This window comes from Microbacterium sp. Root61, from assembly GCF_001427525.1.
In the GTDB taxonomy this organism is placed as follows: domain Bacteria; phylum Actinomycetota; class Actinomycetes; order Actinomycetales; family Microbacteriaceae; genus Microbacterium.
In genome coordinates this window covers 2,450,273-2,474,081 of record NZ_LMGU01000001.1, presented here as the reverse complement: position 1 = coordinate 2,474,081, position 23,809 = coordinate 2,450,273, and the positions used below count along the sequence as shown (strand labels likewise).

Sequence of the window (23,809 nt, the reverse complement as noted above, 5' to 3'; positions counted from 1 at the left end):
CCGCAGTCTCGACCCTCGGTTGCAGTCTCGCGGTATGGGGCGCGCAGGATCGAGGAAGCAGACTGTCCGGAATGGCCGCGAGACTGGACGCTAGTCTGACTTCCCGGAGGAAACCGACATGCCTGAAGCCGCAGCATCCGCCCACGTCGCCGACTCGCACGGAGTGATCCGCGTCGTCGGCGCCCGCGAGAACAACCTGAAGAACATCAGCGTCGATCTGCCCAAGCGGCGGCTCACCGTCTTCACCGGGGTCAGCGGGTCGGGCAAGTCCTCGCTCGTCTTCGGCACGATCGCGGCGGAGTCGCAGCGAGCGATCAACGAGTCGTACCCGACGTTCGTGCAGCAGTTCATGGCGACGCCGGGCCGCCCCGAGGTCGACGCGCTGGAGAACCTCAGTGCCGCCATCCTGGTCGACCAGGAGCGAATGGGCGCCAACGCCCGTTCCACCGTCGGCACCGCGACGGACGTGCACGCCATGCTCCGGATGCTGTTCAGCCGCCTCGGCCAGCCGCACGTCGGGTCGCCCCAGGCGTTCTCCTTCAACGTCCCCTCGGTCAAGGGTGCCGGGGCGATCGAGATCGAGACCGGACCGAACAAGGGCAAGAAGGAGCGCCGCTCGTTCGAGATCACGGGCGGTATGTGCCCGCGGTGCGAGGGTCTCGGCGAAGTGAGCGACGTCGACCTCGACGAGCTGTTCGACAGCTCCAAGTCGCTCGCCGAAGGCGCGCTCACGATCCCCGGCTACAGCGTGGACGGCTGGATGGTCCGCGGCTTCACCGAGTCGGGGTTCGTGGACCCGCAGAAGCCCATCAAGGACTACACCGAGCAGGAACGCCACGACTTCCTCTACAAGGAGCCGACGAAGGTCAAGATCCAGGGGATCAACATGACCTACGAAGGCCTCATCCCGAAGATCACGGCGAGCTTCCTCAAGAAGGACCGCGACGCACTGCAGCCGCACATCCGGGCCTTCGTCGAGCGGGCCGTCAAGTTCACGGACTGCCCCGACTGCGGCGGCACGCGGCTCAACGACGGCGCACGGTCCTCGAAGATCAACGGCATCAGCATCGCGGATGCCGCGGCCATGCAGATCACCGACCTCGCGGTGTGGTTGCGCACGGTCGAGGACGCCGAGGTCGCGCCGCTGATGCAGGGCATCCGCGACACGGTCGACTCGTTCGTCGACATCGGTCTGGGCTACCTGTCGCTCGACCGCGCGTCCGGCACGCTGTCGGGCGGCGAGGCGCAGCGCACGAAGATGATCCGTCACCTCGGCTCGAGCCTGACCGACATCACCTACGTCTTCGACGAGCCGACCGCGGGGCTGCACCCGCACGACATCGAACGGATGAACGCGCTGCTGCGGCTGCTGCGCGACAAGGGCAACACGGTGCTCGTCGTCGAGCACAAGCCCGAGGTCATCGCGATCGCCGACCACGTCGTGGACCTCGGCCCCGGCGCGGGGCGGCACGGCGGCGAGATCATGTTCACGGGGGATGTCGCGGGGCTGCGGTCCTCCGGCACGCTCACCGGCCGGCACTTCGATCACCGGGCGCAGCTCAAGCCCGAGGTGCGTGCGGCGAAGGGGCACCTCGAGATCCGGGGGGCGACCCAGCACAACCTGAAGGGCGTCGACGTCGATGTGCCGCTCGGCATCCTCACGGTCGTGACGGGTGTCGCCGGGTCGGGCAAGTCGTCGCTGATCCACGGCAACATCCCCGCGTACGACGACGTCGTCGTGGTGGACCAGTCCGCCATCAAGGGGTCGCGCCGCAGCAGCCCGGCGACCTACACCGGGCTGCTGGACGGCATCCGCGCCGCGTTCGCGAAGGCGAACGGCGTGAAGCCCGCGTTCTTCAGCGCCAACTCCGAGGGTGCCTGCCTCGCCTGCAAGGGCCTCGGCGTCATCATCACCGAGCTCGGCTTCGCGTCGACTGTCGAGACCCTGTGCGAGCTGTGCGAGGGTACCGGCTTCTCCGACGAGGCGCTGGAGTACCTGCTCGACGGCAAGAACATCGCCGAAGTGCTCGGGATGTCGGTGGCCGAGGCATCCGAGTTCTTCGCGTCGCCCGCCACGGGCATGAAGGCCCCCGCCATCGCGATGCTGGCACGGCTGAGCGACGTCGGGCTCGGGTACATCACGCTCGGGCAGGCGCTGAACACCCTGTCCGGCGGAGAGCGGCAGCGGCTCAAGCTCGCGATCAGCATGGCGAAGAAGGGCGCGATCTACGTGCTCGACGAGCCGACGACCGGTCTGCACCTCGCCGACGTCGACAATATGCTCGCGATGCTCGACCGGCTCGTGGACGCGGGCAACAGCGTCATCGTGATCGAGCACCACCAGGCCGTGATGGCCCACGCCGACTGGATCATCGACCTCGGACCCGGCGCAGGGCACGACGGCGGCACGGTCGTGTTCGAGGGCACTCCGGCCGACCTCGTGGCCAACGCCGATACGCTGACCGCCACGCACCTCCGCACCTACGTCGGAGACTGACCCCCGGCATCCGCCCTGCCCCGCGCATCCGAGCGATGGGTGGTACCCGGGGAACGGATGGGGAATTGTACCCATCATTTCGTCAGGAAGCGTGAAAATCCGAGGTTAGGCTGGTGGGCGTTCCTTTTCGCCCAGTGCGCGCCCGGTTTGGCAGTCGGGTCCCCCCGCCACGCCCTGCACTCTGCCCTTGAGGAGGCCGAGGTCCATGAAGACCTTCGCGTGGCTGCGAGCGCGTCCGCGCGCCGTCGCATCAGCCAGTGTCGTCACGATCTCCGCGGTGGCGATCACCACAATGGCGTTCGTCTATCAGGGGTTCCCGACCACTGAAGTCGATCTGCACGACGGCGGCGTCTGGGTGACCAAGAAGTCGAGCCTGCTCGTCGGGCACTTCAACCACGAGTCGCAGGTGCTCGACGGCGGCCTGCGTGCGGCATCCGACGACTACGACATTCTCCAGACCGGCTCCACTGTGCTCGTCGTGGACTCCTCGCAGGGCACGGTCACGACCGTGGACCCGGCGATGGTGACCCTCGCCGACTCGGCCGACGTGCCCGGTGGCGCGAAGGTCGTACTGGGCGGCTCGACCGTCGCCGTGCTGGACCGCACCTCGGGCGATCTCTGGGTCATGCCTTCCGAGGCGATCGGTTCCTTCCAGGTCGAGGGCACCGACCCCACCGCCGAACTCGGCAAGAACGCCGATGTCACGGTCGGCGTGGACGGGACCGTCCACGCGCTCTCGGTCGCCGACAGCCAGATCCTCTCGATCCGCCTCGAAGCGGGCGAGCCCGGCGACCCCTCCGTGCACAACCTCGAACCCCTCGACGCCGACGCCGAGAGCGGCATCACCGCGGTCGGCTCGACCGCCGTCGTGCTCAGCGGCACGATGGTGCAGACGTCCACGGGCATGCGCACAGAGGTTCCGGATGCCGATGGTGCTGCGCTGCAGCAGCCGTCCGCCGAGACGACCACCGTGGCCCTGACCACGAAGTCCCACCTCGTTCGCGTCCCGCTGGACGGCTCCGAGCCGACCGAGAAGAGCTCCGGCGCGCAGGGCTCCCCCTCCGCACCCGTCGTGCTGCAGGGCTGCGCGTACTCCGCGTGGTCGGGATCGGCGAAGTTCATCCGCGACTGCGTCGGCGACAAGGACGACCTCGCCGTCGACATCGAGGGTGTGGATGAGTCATCCGTGCTCGCCTTCCGGCAGAACCGCGACGTGGTCGTGCTCAACGACGTCGTCGGCGGCAGCGCCTGGATGGCCAGCGAGAGCATGCAGCGCATCGACAACTGGAACGACATCACGCCGCCCGAGGGCGATGCCGAGGAAGACGAGCAGACCACCGAGGAGACCGTCGAGACGACCCTCCCCGAGCGGACGCCGGAGAACACGGTCCCGGTCGCGACGGACGACGACTTCGGCGTACGGCCCGGCCGCACCACCGTGCTGCCCGTGCTCGACAACGACAATGACGCGGACGGCGATGTGCTGACCGCCACGGTCCCCGGCGGCAACCCGGCTCTCGGCACGATCCAGCCGATCAACAACGGCGCAGGTCTGCAGATCGCCGTCCCGGAGGATGCCACGGGCGCAGACTCGTTCGTCTACGAGGTCGACGACGGGCGTGGTGGCAAAGACACCGCCACCGTCCGACTCGCGGTGCACGATTGGGACACCAACGCTCCGCCGAAGCAGAAGCGCGTCACCAACGTCGCGGTCGAGGCCGGCGGCACCGTCACCTACAACGTGCTGCCCGACTGGATCGACCCGGACGGCGATGACGTCTTCCTGCAGGCCGTCGTGCCCGCCGAGGGCGACGAGGCCGACTTCACCTCGGACGGCCGCATCACCTACCGCGCCATCGGCGGAACCCAGGGTCGCAAGGATGTCACGATCATCGTCTCGGACGGGACCGACGTCACCGAAGGGACCGTGCGCTTCGACGTGCGTCCCGTCGGCTCCACCCTGCCGATCACCAACGCCGACCACGTCGTCGTGCGCGCCGGGCAGACGGCCACCGTCGCCCCGCTGGCCAACGACACGAGCTCCGGTCGTGAGCAGCTGCGCCTCGCGCGCGTCGACGAGGTCGCCGATGCGATCGTCGTGCTCGACACCGCCAACAAGACCTTCTCGTTCGTCTCGAACAAGCCCGGCACCTATTACATCCAATACCTCGTCTCGACCGGTCCGAACGGCGTGCCCGGTCTCGTGCGCGTCGACGTGCTCGAGGACGCCGACACCGACCTGCCCCCGATCGCGGTGCGCGACGTCGCACTGCTGCCCAGCGGTGGCGACGTGCTCGTGAACGTGCTGGCCAACGACGCCGACCCGGCCGGCGGCATCCTCGTGGTGCAGTCGGTGACGGTCGATCCCGGCACCGGTGTGGCCGTCTCGGTCCTCAACCACGAGACGCTCCGCATCAGCGACCAGTCCGCGCTCGGCGCGCAGGTGCGCATCGCGTACCGCATCTCCAACGGCATCCAGACGGCCGACGGCGAGGTCGTGGTCATCCCCGTGCCCGCGCCCGCGCAGCTGCGCCCCCCGGTCGCCAACGACGACCAGGCGATCGTCCGTGCCGGTGACATCGTCACGATCCCGGTGCTCGAGAACGACTACCACCCCAACGGCGACACGATCCACGTCGCGCCGGACCTGGTGCCGCCGCTGATCAAGCCCGACGAGGGCGATCTGTTCGTCTCGCAGGACGTGCTCCGCTTCCGCGCCCCCGACGAGCCCGGAACGGTCTACGCCACCTATGAGGTGACCGACAGCACGGGTCAGAAGGATGCCGGCTACGTCACCATCCAGGTGCTCCCCGTCAACGCCGAGACCAACCAGGCGCCGCGGCCCCGCGACATCGTGGCCCGCACCCTGACCGGCTCCCAGGTCACGATCGCGATCCCGATGGACGGCATCGACGCCGACGGCGACTCGGTCGATCTGATCGGCATCGCGTCGGCCCCCAAGAAGGGGCGCATCGTCGAGGTAGGCGCGGACACGCTCGTCTACCAGGCCTTCGACGACTCGTCGGGCGTGGACACCTTCACCTACCGGGTGCGCGATCGCCTCGGCAAGGAGGGCACCGCCTCCATCCGCATCGGCATCGCCCCGGGCGAGGCGGCGAACCAGTCGCCGTACGCGGTCAAGGACTCCGTCGTCATGCGTCCGGATCGCAAGGTCGCCGTGCCGGTGCTGGCGAACGACTCCGACCCCGACGGTGACGCCATCGGGCTCGTCAAGGACGGACTGATCCTCCCCGAGGTCGCCGGCCTGTCGGCCAAGGTCGAGGGCAACCGCGTCGTCGTGACCTCGCCCGGAGAGCCGATCGAGACCTCGCTGCAGTACACGATCCGCGATGCGCGCGGGGCCAAGGGCATCGCCGTCCTGCAGGTCACGGTGGCCGAGGACGTGCCGCTGCAGCGGCCGGTGGCGCGCGATGACCGCATCCGCGCCGAGGACGTCGAGGAGGACACCGTCGATGTCGAGGTCCTCGCCAACGACGAGGACCCGGACGGCACGACCAAGGCGCTGACCGTGACGGTTCAGGATGCCGGGGCCAAGGTGCTCGCGGACGGCAAGGTGCGCGTCGTGCTCGGCGACGAGGCCCAGCTGATCACGTACACGATCACCGACGAGGACGGCCTCGCGGCATCCGCCTTCATCCGCGTGCCGTCGCTCGATTCGCTCCCCCCGACGCTGACCACGGTCACTCCGGTCGAGGTGAAGAGCGGCGAGACGATCGAGATCAAGCTCGCCGACCACGTCAAGGCGGTCGGCGGCGCCAAGGTCGTCATCACCGAGGCGGCGAAGGTCGCGGCGGTGCACTCGAACGGCGCCGATCTGGTCAAGGACCAGACCACGCTGGTCTACACGTCGGCCGACAGCTACTTCGGGCAGGACGCCATCACCTTCGAGGTGACCGACGGCACCGGCCCGGACGACCCCGAGGGCCGCAAGGCGACGCTCACACTGCCGATCACGGTGCTCCCGCCCGACAACCAGCCGCCGACGTTCTCGAACGGGCAGATGGATGTCGCTCCGGGTGAGGATGCCGCGACGCTGGATCTGCTCGCCCTCACCCGCGACCCCGATCCCGACGACCTCGATGACATGAGCTACACGATCGTCGGCGGTTCGCCGACGGGCATGAGCGCGAGCATCAAGGGTCAGGAGCTGCAGGTCAGCGCCGGCTCCAACACGCCCAAGGGCACCACCGCCACGGTCAAGCTCCGCATCAGCGACGGCCAGACCGAGGCGATCGAGGGCAGCGTCACCGTGCGGGTCACGGCCTCCACGCGTCCGCTGCCGACGGCCAACGACGACACCATCGAAGAGGCGCACCAGGGCAAGACCGTCTCCGTGCCGGTGCTCGACAACGACTTCAACCCGTTCCCGGACACCCCGCTGAAGGTCACCACGGCGATCACCGAGACCGGTGAGGGCACCGTCGAGGTCTCCGGCACCAACGTCAAGGTGACGCCGGATGCGAAGTTCTTCGGCACCATGGTCGTGCGTTACCGCATCCAGGACGTGACGACCGACGTCGACCGCGAGGTCGAGGGACGCATCCGTCTGACGGTGCAGGGACGCCCCGACGCACCGGGCACGCCCACAGTCTCCAGCGTGCAGGACCGCACCGTCGTGCTGTCGTGGACGCCGCCGGCCAACAACGGCGCCGAGATCACCGGCTATACGGTCAAGTCCGTGGCGGGCGACTACACGAAGAAGTGCGCGTCGACGACGTGCACGCTGGACGGGCTGACCAACAACGTCAAGTACAACTTCGTCGTGATCGCGACCAACCGCGTCAACGACTCCGACCCGTCGGCCCCCTCGGAGGAGGCGCGTCCCGACGCGCGTCCGGACACCCCGAACCCGCCGACCCTGCAGTTCGGCGACCGCAGCCTGAAGGTCGCCTGGGTCACCCCGTCGACGCCCGGCTCTCCGGTGCAGTCCTTCAACCTGGAGATCTCGCCGGCCCCGCCGTCGGGCGTCTCGCAGAAGACGCTGGTCACCGGCAACTCGCTGACGTGGGACGGTCTGGAGAACGGCACCAACTACCAGGTGCGCGTGCAGGCCGTGAACCTCGCTCCCGATCCGTCGAGCTGGAGCGCGCCCTCGGCCGGCATGGTGCCCGCACGGGCGCCCGAGGCTCCTGGCGCGCCGACCACGGCGCGGCTGAGCCCGGTCGGCTCGCAGGCGCAGATGCAGGTGGCGTGGTCGCCCCCTGCCAACAACGGCGATGCGATCTCGGGTTACAGCCTCAAGGTGCTGCGCGGCGGATCGCTCATCAACACGATTCCGGTCGCGGCAGGTCAGACGACCCAGGCGGTCGTGATCGATGCATCCACGACCGACTACACGTTCACCGTGTCAGCCTCCAATAAGGCGGGCATGGGGGCGGACAGTCCCCAGTCGGCGCCGAGACGCGCGTTCGTCGCGCCCGGAGCGCCCACCAACGTGGTCGCCACGACTCCGGCCGCCAACAGCCGCATCCACGTGACTTACACGCCGGCTGCCGGCAACGGCGCGACCGCGGGTGAGGTCAAGTACGAGTACAACGTGGGCTCGGGCTGGCGCAGCGACTGGGACGGCACCACCATCACCGCCGGCATCGCGAACAACAACAGCTACCAGGTGACGTTGCGCGCGTACACATCGCTGGACGGGGTGCGCTACGACGGCCCGGCCTCCGCGCCCTCCGGCTCGGTGGCGCCCTACGGTCCGGTGAACACGCCGGGCGCGGGTGCGTCTGCGAGCGGCACGTCGATCACGTACTCGTGGTCGGCTCCGGCCGATAACGGCCGCGGCATCCAAGTCATGCAGATCAATATCAACGGCGGCGGCTGGCAGAACGTGGGGCGCACCGGCAGCACATCGGTGAACCACGGGCACAGCGTGACGGGCAGCGTGCAGGTGCGTGCCTACGACACGGAGGGTCAGGTGTCGGCGGTCGCGTCGGCGTCGGCGCGGACAGCTGACCCGCCACAGCCGACGTATACGCTCTCGAAGGGCACGACCAGTGGCAGCATGCCGAACTGCAGCAGCTCCTCGTGCGCGTTCATGCAGCTGAACGTCACCAACTTCCCCGCCGGCAACTACTTCGTCGCCTGCTCGGACGATCACGAGCCGCGCTTCTCCGGGAAGACCTACTACATCCCGGCGAACGGCTCGGTGACGATGAGCTGCTACTACGGCTGGACCGGGCGCCAGCCCTGGCTGGAGATCGACGGCATCGGCAGCACGCCACGGATGACGTGGTACTGATGCGCCTTTTCATCGCACCTCACTTCAAGAACAGGACATTTCCGCAATGACGATGACTCCCGAACAGGCCGCCTGGTTCCAGGGCACGTTCACCCGCCTCGTCGACAACGTCGACCGTGCACTCATGGGCAAGCGCGACGTCGTGGGCCTGGTGATCGCCGCAATGCTCGCCGAGGGCCACGTCCTCCTGGAGGACGCCCCCGGAACCGGCAAGACGAGCCTCGCCAAGGCGCTGGCCGCGACGGTGCAGGGTACGAGCAACCGCATCCAGTTCACCCCGGACCTGCTGCCCTCCGACGTCACGGGTGTCACCATCTACGACCAGGCTGCGCACAAGTTCGAGTTCCACAAGGGCCCGATCTTCTCCTCGATCGTGCTCGCGGACGAGATCAACCGCGCCTCGCCCAAGACGCAGTCCGCCCTCCTGGAGGTCATGGAGGAGTCGCGCGTCACCGTCGACGGCGTCACGCACGACGCGGGTCGTCCGTTCCTGGTGATCGCGACGCAGAACCCCATCGAGCAGGCCGGCACCTACAAGCTGCCCGAGGCGCAGCTTGACCGCTTCCTCGTGAAGACCTCGATCGGCTACCCGGATCTCGCGACCACCGAGCAGATCCTTGCCGGTGCCTCCGACCGCAACCCGTCGGCTCACCTCCCCGCGCTGATCACGACGAGCGCCGTGGCCGACATGGCCGATCTCGCGGCGACCACGCACGTCGAGTCCGCCGTGCTGCGCTACACCGCCCAGCTCTCCGAAGCCACGCGCAACGACTCCGCCACCCGTCTGGGCGTCTCGGTCCGCGGCGCGATCTCGATGATCCGCATCGCCAAGGTCTGGGCCGCCGCCCAGGGCCGCCACTTCGTCACGCCCGACGACATCAAGGACCTCGCTGCGGCCGTCTGGACGCACCGCATCGTGCTCGACCCCGAGGCGGAGTTCTCCGGTACGACGGCCGAGACGGTCATCAACCGCGTGCTGGACTCGGTCGGCGCTCCCCAGGCGAGGTCTGCGGCCTGATGACGAGCGAGACACTCGGGTCGATCCCCGCCGGGGATCGTGCCGGATGGCGGGAGGTCGCGGGTCCCGTGGCATCCCGCGTCCTGCGGCGTACGCGCGAACTGCTCGGCATCGCGCGCCCCGTCACCTGGGTGCTCATCGCGACCGCGCTGATCCTCTGGATCGCGGGCGAGATGCTCGGCTGGTGGGAGCTCACGATCGCGGCGCTGATCATCGGCGTCACGCTGGTGCTGTGCGCCCTGTTCCTGATCGGCCGCACCGCGTACGACGTCACACTCGATCTCAACCGCACGCGCGTCGTCGTCGGCGAGCGGGCGGTCGGCGCGCTGACCCTCGCGAACACCGGAAACCGCGCCATCCTGCCCTCCCGCGTCGTCCTGCCGGTCGGCTCGGGCCGCGGTGTCTTCTCGGTGCGCCGCCTGCACGCCGGCGACGAGGCCGAAGAGCTGTTCGCGATCCCGACGCAGAAGCGCGGCATCCTGCAGGTCGGTCCCGTGAGCGTCGTGCGCGGCGACCCGCTCGGACTCTTCGAGCGGGTCCACCGCCGCGACGAGCCCGTCGACCTGTACGTGCATCCCCGCACCGTGCTGTTCAGCGGCCAGTCGCTCGGGTTCCTGCGCGACCTCGACGGCCTTCCCACCACCGACCTGTCGCCCGACGATGTCTCCTTCCACGCGTTGCGCGAATACCAGCCGGGCGATGACCTTCGCCACGTGCACTGGAAGTCCACGGCCCGCACCGGCAGTGTCATGGTGCGTCAGTACGAGGAGACCCGCCGTTCGCACTTCGTGATCGGGCTCTCCCGCAGCGCCGCCGACTACCGCGACGGGGCCGAGTTCGAGCTGGCCATCTCCGCCGCCGGATCGCTCGGACTGCGCGCCCTGCGCGACTCCCAGCGCGTCGAGGTGCGCGTGCAGGGCCGTGAGCTGCCCGCCGCGACCGGCAAGCAGTTCCTCGACGCACTGTCCGGACTCGAGCAGTCCCGTCCCCGCGAGGGTGGCATCGTCGAGCTCGCCGGTGTCGTCTCCGCCTCCATCGCGCTCGCCAGCGTCGTCGTGCTCGTGTGCGGCAGCGCGGTCAGCGCCGCCCAGCTGCGCATCGCCTGCGCGCGCCTGCCCTACGGCGCACGCGCCCTCGCGGTCGTCGTCGAAACCGGCGCCGCACCCGGGCTGCGCCGCATCGGCGAGGCGGACGTGTTGACCGTCGGCGCCCTCGACCAGCTCGCCGGAGCCCTCAGGAAGGTGCTGGCATGACCGACACCTCGACCACGACCGCCCGTCCGCTGCGCCGCTGGCTGCTCGACCTCGGCGCGGCTCTGCTGCTGCTCGCCGTGCCGATCGCCGGCTTCTGGCCCACGTTCGGCGGCCCCGGCTATCTCGTCGCCGCCATCGGTGCCCTGATCGTCGGCCTCGCGATCGCCACCCTCGGCGCACTGTTGCGCTGGGGCATCCTGATCATCTCCGGACTCACGGTCGCGGCCTACTTCCTCTTCGGCGGCGTGCTGGCGCTGCCGCACACCACCGTGGCGGGCGTCATCCCGACCCTGGACACGCTCCGCCAGCTCGCGGTCGGTGTGGTGACATCGTGGAAGCAACTGCTCACCACGGTCGCCCCGGTCGCGGCATCCGATGGTCATCTCATCGTCCCGTTCCTGCTCGGCCTGGTCGCCGCCGTCCTGACCGGCAGCCTCGCGCTGCGGGCGCGGCACGCGGCGTGGGCGCTCGTTCCGGCGGGCGCGTTCCTCGCCGTGCAGATCGCCCTCGGCACTTCGCAGCCGGCGTTCCCCCTCGTCCAGGGCGCCGTCTTCGCCGTCGTCGCGCTCGTCTGGCTCGCCGTCCGCCAGGCGTGGGCGCCCGCACCCGGCGCCGTCTCGATCGGGGGAGACGCCGTCGCCTCCAGCGCCCTGCGCCGTGTCGTCGCGGGTGGCGTGATCATCGCCGTCGCCGCCTCGGTCGGGGTGGCCGCCAGCGCCTTCGCCGCACCCGACTCGCCGCGCTACGTGCTGCGCGACGTCGTGATCCCGCCGTTCGACGTGAAGCAGTATGCGAGTCCGCTGCAGGGCTTCCGCGGCTACGTCCGCGACGACCTCGAGACGCCGCTGTTCACCGTGAGCGGTCTGCCCGAGGGCGCCCGGGTGCGCATCGCGGCCATGGACGCCTACAACGGCACCGTCTACAACGTGTCCGACAGCGGCGCCGGCTCCTCGAGCGCGTTCACCCCGGTGCGCGGCAACATGTCTCCCGACGCCGAGGGGACCCCGGTCACCCTGCAGGTCGAGGTGGGCGACTACGCGGGCGTCTGGCTACCGGATGCCGGTGCCACCACCAGCGTCACGTTCTCCGGCGACCGCGCAGACGATCTGCGCCGCTCGGCCTACTACAACGATTCGACCGAGACCGGCGTGGTCACCGCACGCCTGCGCAAGGGCGACGCGTACACGCTCACAACCGTGATCCCGAAGGACGTCCCCGACGAGAAGCTCGCCGGGGTCCGGTTCGCGCCCGTGAAGCTGCCCAAGCAGGTCGGCGTCCCACAGGACCTCGCGGATGTCGCGTCCACGGCCGTCGCCGACGCGAGCTCTCCGATCGAGCAGGCGCGTGCGCTGCAGCTCATGCTGTCGGAGGGCGGGTTCTTCAGCCACGGGTTGGAGGGCGAGACGCTCTCCCGCGCCGGACACGGCGCCGAGCGCATCGCGTCGCTGATCGGCGGCGAGCAGATGATCGGCGACGACGAGCAGTACGCGACGGCGATGGCGCTCCTCGCGCGCGAGGTCGGGATCCCCGCCCGCGTCGTGATGGGTTTCTACCCGGACGAGGACCAGGCCGGCGGCGCCGTCTTCACGGCCACCGGCGACAACCTGCACGCCTGGGTCGAGGTCGCGTTCGACGGCGTCGGCTGGGTGCCCTTCGACCCGACGCCGCCGGAGGATCAGGTTCCGGCCGACCAGTCGACCAAGCCGCGCGCCGACCCGAAGCCGCAGGTGCTGCAGCCGCCGCCCCCGCAGCAGGAGCCGGTGGACCTGCCGCCGACCGTGCCCGACGACCGCGAGTCCGAGGATGAGACGGCCGTGGACCTCGCCCTCATCTTCGCGATCATCGGCTGGAGTGCGCTGGGCCTGGGCATCCTCGCCCTGCTCGCGTCGCCGTTCATCGTGATCGGGGCCGTCAAGGCCACCCGTCGTCGCCGCCGAAAGGCCGCCGAGCGCAACGCCGACCGCATCAGCGGCGGCTGGGACGAACTGCGCGACCGCGCCGTGGACTTCGGCACGCCGGTCCCCACCGGGGCCACCCACGTCGAGGACGCGAACGTCATCGCGACGGCCTTCGCCGAACCCCGCGTGACGACGCTGGCACGCCGTGCCGAGGCCGAGGTGTTCGGCCCCGCCGAGCCGACCACGGCCGACGTCGAGGAGTTCTGGCGCCAGGTCGACGAGATCGTCGGCGGCATGGGTCAGCGGATGTCGTTCTGGCGGCGGATGCGTGCGCGTCTGAGCCTGCGTTCGCTACTGTCGGGGACGCGCCTCGCGCAGCTCGGTCGCATCCGTTTCGCTTCACCGCGCCGCAGCGCAGAGCCCACGCCGCCCACCGAGGAGAACAATGACTGATCCGCGGACGCGCCCCCCGGTGCTGATCCCCGCCACGATCGGCCGCCGTGTCGGCGCCTATGCGATCGACGTGGGCGTCGCCGCCGCGATCCCGGTTGTGCTGGGCATTCTGACCTTCGGGCTCATCATGCTCGTCGGTCCCGCGTGGGAGCGCGATTCGCTCGCCTGGGCGCTCCTGCTGGCGTACCTCATCATCGGTTTCGTGAGCTTCGCGTGGACGTTCGTCTACACGGCCATGCAGGGCGGTCGGGGTTCGATCGGCCAGCGCATCATCGGGCTGCAGCTGCGCGACGACGTCGCCGGCGGCCGCATCGGCTTCTGGCGCGCACTGCTGCGCAACATCATCTGGGCGCTCGGCGCCTCGATCGTCGTCGGATACTTCTCGCCACTGTTCGACTCGAGCGGCAAGCGCCAGGGCTGGCACGACATGGTGGCCCGCGACGTCGTCGTGGATCGGAAGGCGATGGATGCTGCGGCAGCCGTCATCCCTCCTCCTCCGCCCGCCCCGCTCGCCAACCCTTATCTGCCCCCGCCGGCCGGTGCTCCCGCCGTGCCCGCGGCACCTGCGGCGACCCCGGGCAGCCCCGCGCCGCTTCCGGCGGCCTCGGCGGCGGTGCGTTTCGCGCCCGGATCACCGCTGACGACCCAGCCCCCCGAGACGCCCAACGGTCCGAGCGGCATGATCTCGATCGTCCCCGGCGTGACCGCGGACCCGGCACAGCTCGCGGCCGAGATGGGACGACCGGCTCCTGCCGATGCTCCCGCTGCGCCGCCTGCTCCCGCACTGCCTCCGGTCGCCCCCGCGGTGGTGGCTCCGGCGACCGCCCCGGTGTCGGCACCCGCCGCCCCGCCCGTGCCGCCCGCTCCGGCCGCTCCGGCCGCTCCGGCCGCGCCCGTCGTGCCGCCGGCGCCCGCTGCTGCCGTCGCCGATGAGGAGGACCTCGACGCGACCCGGGCCGGGGCATCCGTCGCCCGTGCGATCGTCTCGCTGACGTGGGATGACGGCACCCGCGTGGCCGTGTACGGCCGCACGCTCTTCGGTCGCAACCCGTCGAACGAACCGGGTGCGGTCGCCGTCACGGTGCGCGACGAGACGCTGTCGCTGTCCAAGACCCACTTCGAGATCGACGGCGCCGCAGACGGCGTGTGGGTCATCGATCGCCACTCGACCAACGGCACGGTGCTCGTGCGCGACGGTGCACGGCAGGCGCTGACTCCGGGCGGACGCCTGATCCTGCGCAGCGGTGACCGGCTCGAGTTCGGCGACCGTCACGTCATCGTCGACGGAGTGTCATGACCGCAGCGCACCCGCCGATCGAGGTGATCGTCGGCGCCGCCACCGACCGGGGGCTGCGTCGCAGCATCAACGAGGACTCGCACCTGGCCTCCGCGCCGCTGTTCCTCGTCGCTGACGGCATGGGTGGGCACCAGGCGGGCGAGGTGGCCAGTGCGGCCGTCATCGCCGAGTTCTCCGTGCTCGTCGGTCGACCGAGTCTCACGATCGATGAGGTGCAGACGGCACTGCAGCGCGCGCGGGTGCGCGTCGAAGGACTTCCGGTCGGGCAGGGCGGCGGGGCCGGCACGACTCTGACCGGTGTCGTGATCGCCGACGTGGATGGCGAGGGCTACTGGCTCACGATCAACCTCGGCGATTCGCGCACCTACCGCCTGAGCGGGGAAGTATTCGAGCAGATCAGCGTGGACCACTCCGTCGTGCAGGAGCTCGTCGACCGGGGTGAACTCGATGCGGTCGCCGCCACGAGCGACTCGCGCCGCAACGTGATCACGCGTGCCATCGGCGCGGGTAGCGAGGGCGAAGCGGACTTCTGGCTGATCCCGGCCGAACAGGGCGATCGCATGCTGGTGTGCTCCGACGGGCTGTCGGGCGAGCTCGACAAGGATCGCATCGACACGATCCTGCGCGCCGAGTCCGACCCTCAGGCGGCGGCGACGCGCCTGGTGCACGAGGCCATGCTGCACGGCGGCCGCGACAACATCACCGCGCTCGTCGTGGATGCCGTCGCGGTGCGGTCGCGCTGCGAGACCGCCGACGTGCACGACACCGTGCCAGCGGTCGGCCCGTCGCCGGACGACATCGACGCCGACACGCGACCGCGCGCGCCGCAGGTCGCACGAGGGGGACTCCGATGAGCACTGTCCGATACGCCGCCGGCGACTGGCACCTGGTCGTCACAGACCAGGGCGTGATCGTGGTCGGGGGCGACCTGCCCGCCTCCCTGCTGACCCGCATCTGGGAGCAGGTGTCGGCCGGGCGCGGCCTCGCCGCCGTGCTCGAGGCCCTCACCGGGGCGTTCGGCACCTCACTGACCGCCATCCCCTCCTTCGCCGTCGCACTGGCCGAGTCCGGCTCCGTGCGACTGGCCGTGCGCGGTCCGCTCACCGTGACCGTCGACACCGGCACGGGCGTGGAGTCCGCCACCGGCGCCGGCGTCACGACCTGGACCGAGCGCGTCATCCTCGATGCCGTCCGCGTCGCCATCACCCCCACCGAGTCGTCGCCCGCTCCCGCCGAGTTCCCGATCCGCGACGGCGTCGTGCTGGCTGCGGCGGTCGAGTGGCTGCTCGCGACGGATGCCTCGGCGGCGGTCGCAGGCCGCGTTCCGGTCGCGGACGTCGTCTCGGACGCGGCATCCGCGGGGCCCGTCATCGTCACGGTCGTCGAACCGGAGCCGGAACCGGTGTCGGAGCCCATCCTCCAGCCGGCCGCCGAGCCCGAGCCGGAGCCCGCTCCCGAGCCCACACCCGCACCCGAGCCGGCGGTCGAGCCCGAGGCCGCTCCCGCCGCGCGCGGGCCGTGGTCGAACCTCGCCGCGGTCGCGCCGGTCACGGCTGTGCCGACCTCCGCGCCCGTCGAGGCACCCGTCGAGAGCGCGGGTGGCCTGATCGACTCGATTCCGCCGATGCTCTCCGACGACACCCTGCTGCCACCGGAGGCGACCACCGTCCCGGAGCGCGCGGTCGAGCCGGTGGCCGAGCCGGGCGGCACGACCACCGGGTACGACCACCTCTGGGGCGAGACCGTTGCACGGTCCGTCGAGGACGCCGCCGTGCGCGACGCCGACGATGACGCCGCACCGGCGGCACCCGCCGAGGAGCCCGCCGCCGGCGACCACGACGGTGCCACGATCTCCCTCGCACAGGCCCGGGCGATGCGCGCCGCCGACTCCGATTCCACCCCGCCGCTCGATTCGGCTCCACCACCTCTCGCACCGCCCCGCGCGCCCGCGCCGGGCCGCATCGTCCTCTCCACGGGGCAGGAGTTCGTGCTGGACCGCACCGTCGTGATCGGCCGGCGCCCGCGCTCGACCCGCGTGACCGGCACCGACCTGCCGCACCTCGTCGCGGTCGACAGCCCGCAGCAGGACATCTCCCGCAGCCACCTCGAACTGCGCGTCGAGGGCGACAGCATCCTCGCCACCGACCTGCACACCACCAACGGCACGATCCTGCATCGCGCCGGCGCGGAGCCCGTGCGGATCCATCCCGGCGAGCAGATCGTGGTCGTCGACGGGGATCTGCTCGACCTCGGCGACGGCATCACGGTCACGCTGCACCTCCCCGGTCACGGGAGCCCCGCATGAGTGCCAAGCGGGCGCCGATGTCGCCGCCCGACCTTCCCGGGTTCACGTATGTCGACGTGCTCGGATCCGGCGGCTTCGCCGATGTCTACCTCTACGAACAGCACCTGCCACGCCGCCGGGTCGCGGTCAAGGTGCTGCTGACCGAGCGCATCTCGACCGGCTCGGTGTCGGAGTTCACCGCCGAGGCCAACGTCATGGCGATGCTCTCGACGCATCCCGCGATCGTCACGATCTATCAGGCCGCCGTCGCGCGGGACGGACGCCCGTACCTCGTGATGGAGTACTGCCCGCGCCCCAACCTGCAGGTGCGCTACCGGCGCGAGCCCTTCTCGATCGCCGAGTCGCTGCGGGTCGGCATCCAGGTCGCGGCAGCCGTCGAGACCGCGCACCGCGCCGGAGTGCTGCACCGCGACATCAAGCCGGCGAACATCCTTGTCACGGAGTACAACCGCCCGGCCCTGACCGACTTCGGCATCGCATCGACGACCGCCGCGGCGTCGGAGTCCGCCGGTCTGTCGATCCCGTGGTCGCCGCCCGAGTCGTTCGCCGACGTCCCGCACAGCGATCCCCGCTCGGACGTCTACGCGCTCGGCGCCACCGTCTACACGCTTCTCGCCGGCCGCTCGCCGTTCGAGATCCCCGATCAGCGCAACACGGCGGCCGATCTCATTCAGCGCATCGAGACGATGCCGCTGCCCCCGCTGGGCCGAGCGGATGCCCCGGCTTCGCTGATGCGCACCCTCGAGCGGGCGATGGCCAAGCCCTCGGCCGACCGGTTCGAGACCGCCCTCGCGTTCGCGCGTGCGCTGCAGAAGGTGCAGATCGAGCTCTCGCACTCGGTCACCCCCATCGACATCCTCGACGACAGTGCCCACGAGGAGGCCGAGCCCGACGAGGACGACGGTCTCACCCGGGTGCGCGGCGTCGTCAGCATCAACCCGGAGACGTCCCCGGCGGCGGGCCTCACTCGTCCGTCCGCCATCACCGTTCCGGTCGCTCCGCGGTTCGACCCGATCGCGCCCGGCACTCCGCCCGCGACCCCCGCGGCATCCGTCGCCTTCGACACCGTCCGTCGAGATGCGCCGCCCGCGGCGTCGGTCGCCGACACCGTGCGGCCCGGCGCGTCCTTCGGAGCACCCGGTGCGTCGATCGACGAGACGATCGTGCGGTCCGGTGCGCCGGTGGCGCCGACCGCCCAGTTCGAGACACCCGCACTCCCGGCACCGACCGGCAAGAAGTCGCGGCGCGCCCTGTGGTGGTCAGTGTCGGCGGCAGCGGTGGTCATCGTCGGTGTGATCGTCGGCGTCTCGCTGCCTTCGATCCTGGGTGGCGGCGCCGAGCCGAAGCCCACGGCGACCGAGGAGGACTCCGAGCCGCAGGATCCGATCGGCATCGGCGTCGCGGCGCCGGAGGATCTCGTGGGCACGGTCGTTCCCGACGGTGTGGCCTTCACGTGGACGAACCCCGCCCCGGCAGAGGGCGACACGTACCTGTGGAGCCTCGCGCAGGTAGGCGTCGCGCCCGACTTCACGAGCACACCCGAGACGGGCGTCACCGTGCCAGCCGATCCGACCGGCAAGACCTGCATCGAGGTGATGGTGCGCCGCGCCAACGGCACGGCCTCGGAGCCGACGACGGAGTGCACGCCGTGAGCGGCGTCGACGGATCGACCCAGCCGACGGTGGCCGGGGTCACGATCGAGTTCGCCGGCGAGGAGTTCTCGGTCGCGCCGGGCGACGTGTTCACGGTCGGTCGCGAGGGCGACCTGTCGATCGACGACAACCTCTTCCTGCACCGTCACTTCCTGACGATCCAGAATGCCGACGGCTTCTGGCTGCTCTCCAACGTGGGCAGCCGGCTCGCCGCCACCGTCACCGACTCCGGCAGTCGCGTACAGGCCTGGCTCGCGCCCGGCGCGCGCCTGCCGATCGTGTTCGAGACCACGTCCGTCATCTTCAGCGCGGGTCCGACCACGTACGAGCTGACGATCCACGCGGCCGAGCCCACCTTCCGCGAGGCGCAGCGCTTCGACGAGGAGGGCGGACAGTCCACCATCGGCGATGTGCCGCTCACGACCAGCCAGCGACTCATGATCCTCGCGCTCGCCGAGCCTGTGCTGCGGCGTGAGGGCACCGGCATGAGCGAGCTGCCGACTTCCGCGCAGGCGGCGGAGCGGCTCGGCTGGACCCTCACCCGGTTCAACCGCAAACTCGACAACGTCTGCGACAAGCTCGATCGCATCGGCGTGCCCGGCATGCGCGGCGGAGTCCGCTCGTATGCCACCAACCGTCGGGTGCGCCTGGTCGAGCACGCGATCGCCGCTCGACTGGTGACCCGTGAAGATCTGCCGCTGCTGGACGAAGAGCACGCCGGCCTCGGAGAGGAAGACGCGTGAAGCTGAAGTTCACCCTCCAGCGCCCCACCGGGCCGGTGGATCTGGAGGTCACAGCCGACGGCACCTCGACGGTCGGCGACATCGCGCGCACCCTCGCGGTCGCCGATCCGACCGGGGACGCGAGCGACCCCGGTCGCGTCACCATCGTCGCGCACGAGTCCGGTGGTGCCCGCACGCTCGACCCCGAGCGCGCGGTCGGCGAGTCCGGCATCCGCTCCGGCACGACCCTGCAGCTCGCCCCCGCACCACAGGCCGTCGGCGACGACGCCCCGGCCGCGGTGCTGCGCATCCTGAGCGGCCCGGCGGCGGGCACCGAGCTGCCGTTGCGCTCGGGCTCCAACGTCATCGGCCGCGACCCCGGCGCCGACCTCGTCATCGACGACGCCCTCGTCTCCAAGCGTCATGCCCGCATCAACGTCGATGCCGGCATCGAGATCATCGACCTCAACTCCGCCAACGGTCTGATGATGGGCGGCGAGCAGGTCGTGCGCACCGCGCTCGGCCCCGCCGATGTCGTCCTGCTCGGCAGCACCGAGGTGTGCGTCGTGCCGCTCAGCCGCCCGGGCACAGTGCACTCCGCCGGCTCGACGGTCGACGTCGTCCGGTCGCCGCGCGTCGTCCCGCGCTACGAGGACAAGACGTTCTCCGCGCCAAAGGCGCCGAAGCCGCCGGCTCGCAACCGTCTGCCGATCATCGCGCTGGTCGCGCCCGTGCTCATGGGTGCGATCCTGTTCGCCGTCACGCAGAACATCCTCACCGTCGTGTTCATCGCGCTCAGCCCCCTCATCATGATCGGCGCGTGGATCGACAACCGGCTCACCGCCAAGGCCGAGCACAAGAAGGCCGTCGAGCAGTTCGATGCCTCGATGGAGCACTTCACCGACCGCATGGTGACCGAGCAGGACACCGAGCGCGACGTCCGCGCCCGCGAGGTGCCCGCGCTCGTGGAGGCGCTCTCCGCACTGTCGTCGTGGGGCGACCTCACCTGGACGCACCGTCCGGAGCACACCTGGTTCCTCACCGCTCGACTCGGCACCGGGCGTCTGCCTTCGCGCGCCGTCATCGAACTGAGCGGCACCGAGGAGACGCTGCCCGAATTCGCCGATCGGCTGTTCGAGATGCGCGACCGCTTCGCCGACATCGACGACGTCCCCGTGGTCGCCGACTTCCGCGAGGCCGGCAGCATCGGCATCGCCGGTGCCCGCGGACAGGCGGATGCTGCGGCCCGCGCGCTGCTGATGCAGCTGGTCGCGACCCATTCTCCGGCCGAGCTCGTCGTGACCGCGTTCACCTCGCCCGCCACCCGCCCGGCGTGGTCGTGGCTGGAGTGGCTTCCCCACGCCAGTTCGCCGCACAGCCCCCTGGAGGGCTCGCACCTCGCTGCCAACCCGGGCACGGGCGGCGCGCTGCTGTCCCGCCTGGAGGGGCTCGTCGAAGAGCGCACCAGCGACCAGGGCGGAACGATCTACGGTCCGATCGAGACCGGCAAGGGTCCGCAGATCGCGCCCGCGCGCGTGCCGGTGGTCGTCGTCCTCGTCGAGGACGATGCATCCGTCGATCGTGCGCGTCTCACGCGTCTGGCCGAGCGCGGTCCCGACGTGGGCGTGCACCTGGTCTGGGTCGCCCCGCACCAGGGTGCGATCCCGGCGGCGTGCCGCACGTTCCTCACGGTCGAGACCGTCGCTGACGACACCGCCGCCGGCATCGTGCGGCGCGGCCTGTCCTCCACGCCGGTGCGCGTCGAACTGCTCGATGAGGGCTCGGCCACCGCGTGGGCCCGCGTGCTCTCGCCCACCGTCGACGCAGGAGCCCCGGTCGAGGACGAATCCGACCTGCCCCGGTCGCTCTCCTACATCGACCTGTCCGGCACCGACCTCGGCGCCGACTCGGCCGTCATCGTCGACCGCTGGCGCGAGAACGACTCGATCACGCCCCGCGACGGCCGCGTGCCGCAGCGTCGGTCGAAGGAGGCGAACCTGCGCGCCCTCGTCGGCTACGCCGGCGCCGGCGCGTTCCACCTCGACCTGCGCACGCACGGCCCGCACGCCCTCGTGGGCGGCACCACGGGTGCCGGCAAGTCCGAGTTCCTGCAGTCCTGGGTGCTCGGCATGGCCTCGGCGCACAGCCCCGACCGGGTCACGTTCCTCTACGTCGACTACAAGGGCGGCTCGGCCTTCGCCGACTGCGTCGACCTGCCGCACACCGTCGGGCTCGTGACCGACCTGTCGCCGCACCTCGTGCGCCGCGCGCTCACGTCGCTGCGCGCCGAACTGCGGTATCGCGAGCACCTGCTGAACCGCAAGAAGGCCAAGGACCTCATCTCGCTGGAGCGCACAGGCGATCCCGAGACGCCGCCCAGCCTGATCATCGTGGTCGACGAGTTCGCCGCATTGGTCAACGAAGTGCCCGAGTTCGTCGACGGCGTCGTGGACGTCGCGCAGCGCGGTCGTTCACTCGGCCTGCACCTGATCCTCGCGACACAGCGCCCCGCCGGCGTCATCAAGGACAACCTCCGCGCCAACACCAACCTGCGCGTCGCGCTGCGCATGGCCGACGCCGAGGACTCCAGCGACATCCTCGGCACGCCGGCTGCGGCGCACTTTGACCCCAGCATCCCCGGTCGCGGTGCCGCGAAGATGGGCCCGGGGCGGATCGTCCCGTTCCAGACCGGCTACGTCGGCGGCTGGTCGAGCGGCGAGAAGCCCCGCCCGCAGATCGACATCCACGAGCTCGACTTCGGCGCCCGCGCCAAGTGGGACCTCCCCGAGCAGGGCATCGTCGAGGTGGCCGATCCCGGCCCGACCGACATCGCCCGCATCGTGCGGACCGTCCGAGCCGCGGCATCCGGCCTGGCCATCCCCGCCCCGCGGCGACCCTGGCTGGACGAACTGGCCGTGACGTACGACCTGGCGCGGCTCCCCAGCCCCCGCACCGACGAGCGTCTGCTGCTCGGCGTGCTGGATGACCCGACCACCCAGTCGCAGCCCACCGCGTTCTACGAGCCCGACCGTGACGGCAACGTCGCGCTGTTCGGCACCGGCGGATCCGGCAAGAGCACGGCGCTGCGCTCGATCGCGGTCTCCGCCGCCATCACCCCGCGCGGTGGACCCGTGCAGGTGTACGGCCTGGACTTCGGCGCCGGCAGCCTGCGCATGCTCGAGGTACTGCCGCACGTCGGCGCGATCATCGCCGGTGACGACGACGAGCGCGTCACGCGACTGCTCCGGATGCTGCGCGACATCGTCGACGAGCGTTCGGCCCGCTACGGAGAGCTGCGCGCCGGCACGATCACCGAGTACCGTCGGCTGGCCTCGCGCCCGGACGAACCGCGCCTCCTCGTGCTGATCGACGGCCTCGGCGCCTTCCGCGAGTCGTACGAGTTCGCGGCGGGCAGCTCCGGCTGGTTCACGCTGTTCTCGCAGCTCGCGGTGGACGGCCGCCAGGTCGGCGTGCACTTCGTGATGTCGGGCGACCGGCCCAACGCCCTGCCCAACTCGATCGCCTCGACCGTGCAGAAGCGTTTCGTGCTGCGCATGGCGACCGAGGAGGACTACATGCTCCTCGGCGTCGCCAAGGATGTCCTGGATGCCGCATCCCCGGCCGGCCGCGGCCTGCTGGAGGGCGACGAGATCCAGTTCGCCGTGCTCGGCGGCAGCGCCAACATGGCGGTCCAGTCGCGCGAGCTCGAGCGCCTCGGCGACGCGATGCGCCGCAACGGCATCGCCCAGGCGCCCGGGGTCGGACGCCTGCCCGAGTCCATCCCCCTCAGTGACGTGCCGGTGCGCACCGCCGGGGGAGATCCCGCCATCGGTCTGGCCGACATCGACCTCGGCCCCGCCGGGTTCGACCCGAAGGGCGCGTTCCTGCTGTCGGGCCCCCCGGGCAGCGGCCGCACCACGGCGCTCGCGACGATCGGCCAGGCCCTGCGCCGGGCCACGCCGTCGCAGGTCATCGTGCACCTGTCCCCGCGGCGTACCGCGCTCACCCTCGCGTCCGGGTCGCAGTACGTGGCGCACGACGCTGCGGCCGTTGCAGCACTCGCCGAGACACTCACGGCGGCGATCGCGAGCGGCGAGCTCGAGCGGCCGGCGATCCTGATCGAGCACGTCACCGAGTTCACCGGAACCGAGGCCGAGGCATCGCTCGACCGCCTCATCCGTGCCGCCGCGCGGGCCGACGGCTTCGTCGTCGGCGAGGCGGAGTCCTCCACCTGGGGACAGGCGTGGATGCTCGCGCAGCCGTTCAAGGCGGCCCGTCGCGGGCTCGTCCTGGCTCCGAGCGACGTCGACGGAGACGCTCTGTACGGCACGTCGCTGGGCCGTCTGAAGCGAACCGATTTCCCCCCTGGTCGGGGATTCATCATCCACCAGGGTCGCGCTACGCGTCTCCAGGTGGCAACCCCGGGGTCCTCCGCATGACGGGGAACAAGGC

At 70.8% G+C, this 23,809-nt stretch carries 11 protein-coding genes; all 11 read left to right on the top strand.

The genetic code is table 11. The features are described from left to right. The first annotated feature begins 118 nt into the window (after window positions 1-118). The 11 genes from ASD65_RS11845 (at window position 119) to ASD65_RS11795 (ending at window position 23,796) form a co-directional block, all read left to right on the top strand. The gene (locus tag ASD65_RS11845) at window positions 119-2,497 is read left to right on the top strand and encodes an ATP-binding cassette domain-containing protein (RefSeq protein ID WP_056222860.1); all 2,379 of its coding nucleotides are present in this window, start codon (window positions 119-121) and stop codon (window positions 2,495-2,497) included. Window positions 2,498-2,702: 205 nt separating this feature from the next. Continuing rightward, entirely contained in the window at window positions 2,703-8,759 is a 6,057-nt protein-coding gene (locus tag ASD65_RS11840) for an Ig-like domain-containing protein (protein ID WP_056222858.1), read from the top strand. A 46-nt stretch (window positions 8,760-8,805) separates the two neighbouring features. Continuing rightward, a complete protein-coding gene (locus ASD65_RS11835; RefSeq protein WP_056222855.1) occupies window positions 8,806-9,777 on the top strand; it encodes an AAA family ATPase in 972 nt (323 codons plus the stop codon). Next, window positions 9,777-11,030: a DUF58 domain-containing protein gene (locus tag ASD65_RS11830; protein ID WP_056222852.1), complete on the top strand. Its 1,254-nt coding sequence runs from the start codon at window positions 9,777-9,779 to the stop codon at window positions 11,028-11,030. The genes ASD65_RS11835 and ASD65_RS11830 overlap by 1 nt, the downstream gene beginning before the upstream one ends. Then, complete coding sequence (locus ASD65_RS11825; protein ID WP_082561731.1) at window positions 11,027-13,381, top strand: transglutaminase-like domain-containing protein; 2,355 nt, start codon at window positions 11,027-11,029, stop codon at window positions 13,379-13,381. Before ASD65_RS11830 ends, ASD65_RS11825 begins: the two co-directional genes overlap by 4 nt. Then, the gene (locus tag ASD65_RS11820) at window positions 13,374-14,678 is read left to right on the top strand and encodes an RDD family protein (protein ID WP_082561730.1); all 1,305 of its coding nucleotides are present in this window, start codon (window positions 13,374-13,376) and stop codon (window positions 14,676-14,678) included. Before ASD65_RS11825 ends, ASD65_RS11820 begins: the two co-directional genes overlap by 8 nt. Further along, window positions 14,675-15,532: a PP2C family protein-serine/threonine phosphatase gene (locus ASD65_RS11815; protein ID WP_056222845.1), complete on the top strand. Its 858-nt coding sequence runs from the start codon at window positions 14,675-14,677 to the stop codon at window positions 15,530-15,532. Before ASD65_RS11820 ends, ASD65_RS11815 begins: the two co-directional genes overlap by 4 nt. Beyond that, on the top strand, window positions 15,529-16,983 hold the full coding sequence (locus ASD65_RS11810; RefSeq protein ID WP_056222841.1) for an FHA domain-containing protein: 1,455 nt from the start codon (window positions 15,529-15,531) through the stop codon (window positions 16,981-16,983). The genes ASD65_RS11815 and ASD65_RS11810 overlap by 4 nt, the downstream gene beginning before the upstream one ends. Beyond that, window positions 16,980-18,635: a serine/threonine-protein kinase gene (locus tag ASD65_RS11805; RefSeq protein ID WP_056222836.1), complete on the top strand. Its 1,656-nt coding sequence runs from the start codon at window positions 16,980-16,982 to the stop codon at window positions 18,633-18,635. Before ASD65_RS11810 ends, ASD65_RS11805 begins: the two co-directional genes overlap by 4 nt. Beyond that, window positions 18,632-19,378 carry a hypothetical protein gene (locus ASD65_RS11800; RefSeq protein WP_235566681.1) on the top strand — a complete coding sequence of 249 codons (747 nt, stop codon included), beginning with the start codon at window positions 18,632-18,634 and terminating at the stop codon, window positions 19,376-19,378. The genes ASD65_RS11805 and ASD65_RS11800 overlap by 4 nt, the downstream gene beginning before the upstream one ends. After that, window positions 19,375-23,796, top strand: coding sequence for an FtsK/SpoIIIE domain-containing protein (locus ASD65_RS11795; protein WP_056222829.1), 4,422 nt, complete (start codon window positions 19,375-19,377; stop codon window positions 23,794-23,796). Before ASD65_RS11800 ends, ASD65_RS11795 begins: the two co-directional genes overlap by 4 nt. Window positions 23,797-23,809: the final 13 nt, after the last annotated feature.

Excerpts from the sequence above, each read along its gene's own strand:
- ASD65_RS11845 (WP_056222860.1), top strand. The coding sequence starts at position 119 with ATGCCTGAAGCCGCAGCATCCGCCCACGTCGCCGACTCGCACGGAGTG.
- ASD65_RS11840 (WP_056222858.1), top strand. The coding sequence starts at position 2,703 with ATGAAGACCTTCGCGTGGCTGCGAGCGCGTCCGCGCGCCGTCGCATCA.
- ASD65_RS11835 (WP_056222855.1), top strand. The coding sequence starts at position 8,806 with ATGACGATGACTCCCGAACAGGCCGCCTGGTTCCAGGGCACGTTCACC.
- ASD65_RS11830 (WP_056222852.1), top strand. The coding sequence starts at position 9,777 with ATGACGAGCGAGACACTCGGGTCGATCCCCGCCGGGGATCGTGCCGGA.
- ASD65_RS11825 (WP_082561731.1), top strand. The coding sequence starts at position 11,027 with ATGACCGACACCTCGACCACGACCGCCCGTCCGCTGCGCCGCTGGCTG.
- ASD65_RS11820 (WP_082561730.1), top strand. The coding sequence starts at position 13,374 with ATGACTGATCCGCGGACGCGCCCCCCGGTGCTGATCCCCGCCACGATC.
- ASD65_RS11815 (WP_056222845.1), top strand. The coding sequence starts at position 14,675 with ATGACCGCAGCGCACCCGCCGATCGAGGTGATCGTCGGCGCCGCCACC.
- ASD65_RS11810 (WP_056222841.1), top strand. The coding sequence starts at position 15,529 with ATGAGCACTGTCCGATACGCCGCCGGCGACTGGCACCTGGTCGTCACA.
- ASD65_RS11805 (WP_056222836.1), top strand. The coding sequence starts at position 16,980 with ATGAGTGCCAAGCGGGCGCCGATGTCGCCGCCCGACCTTCCCGGGTTC.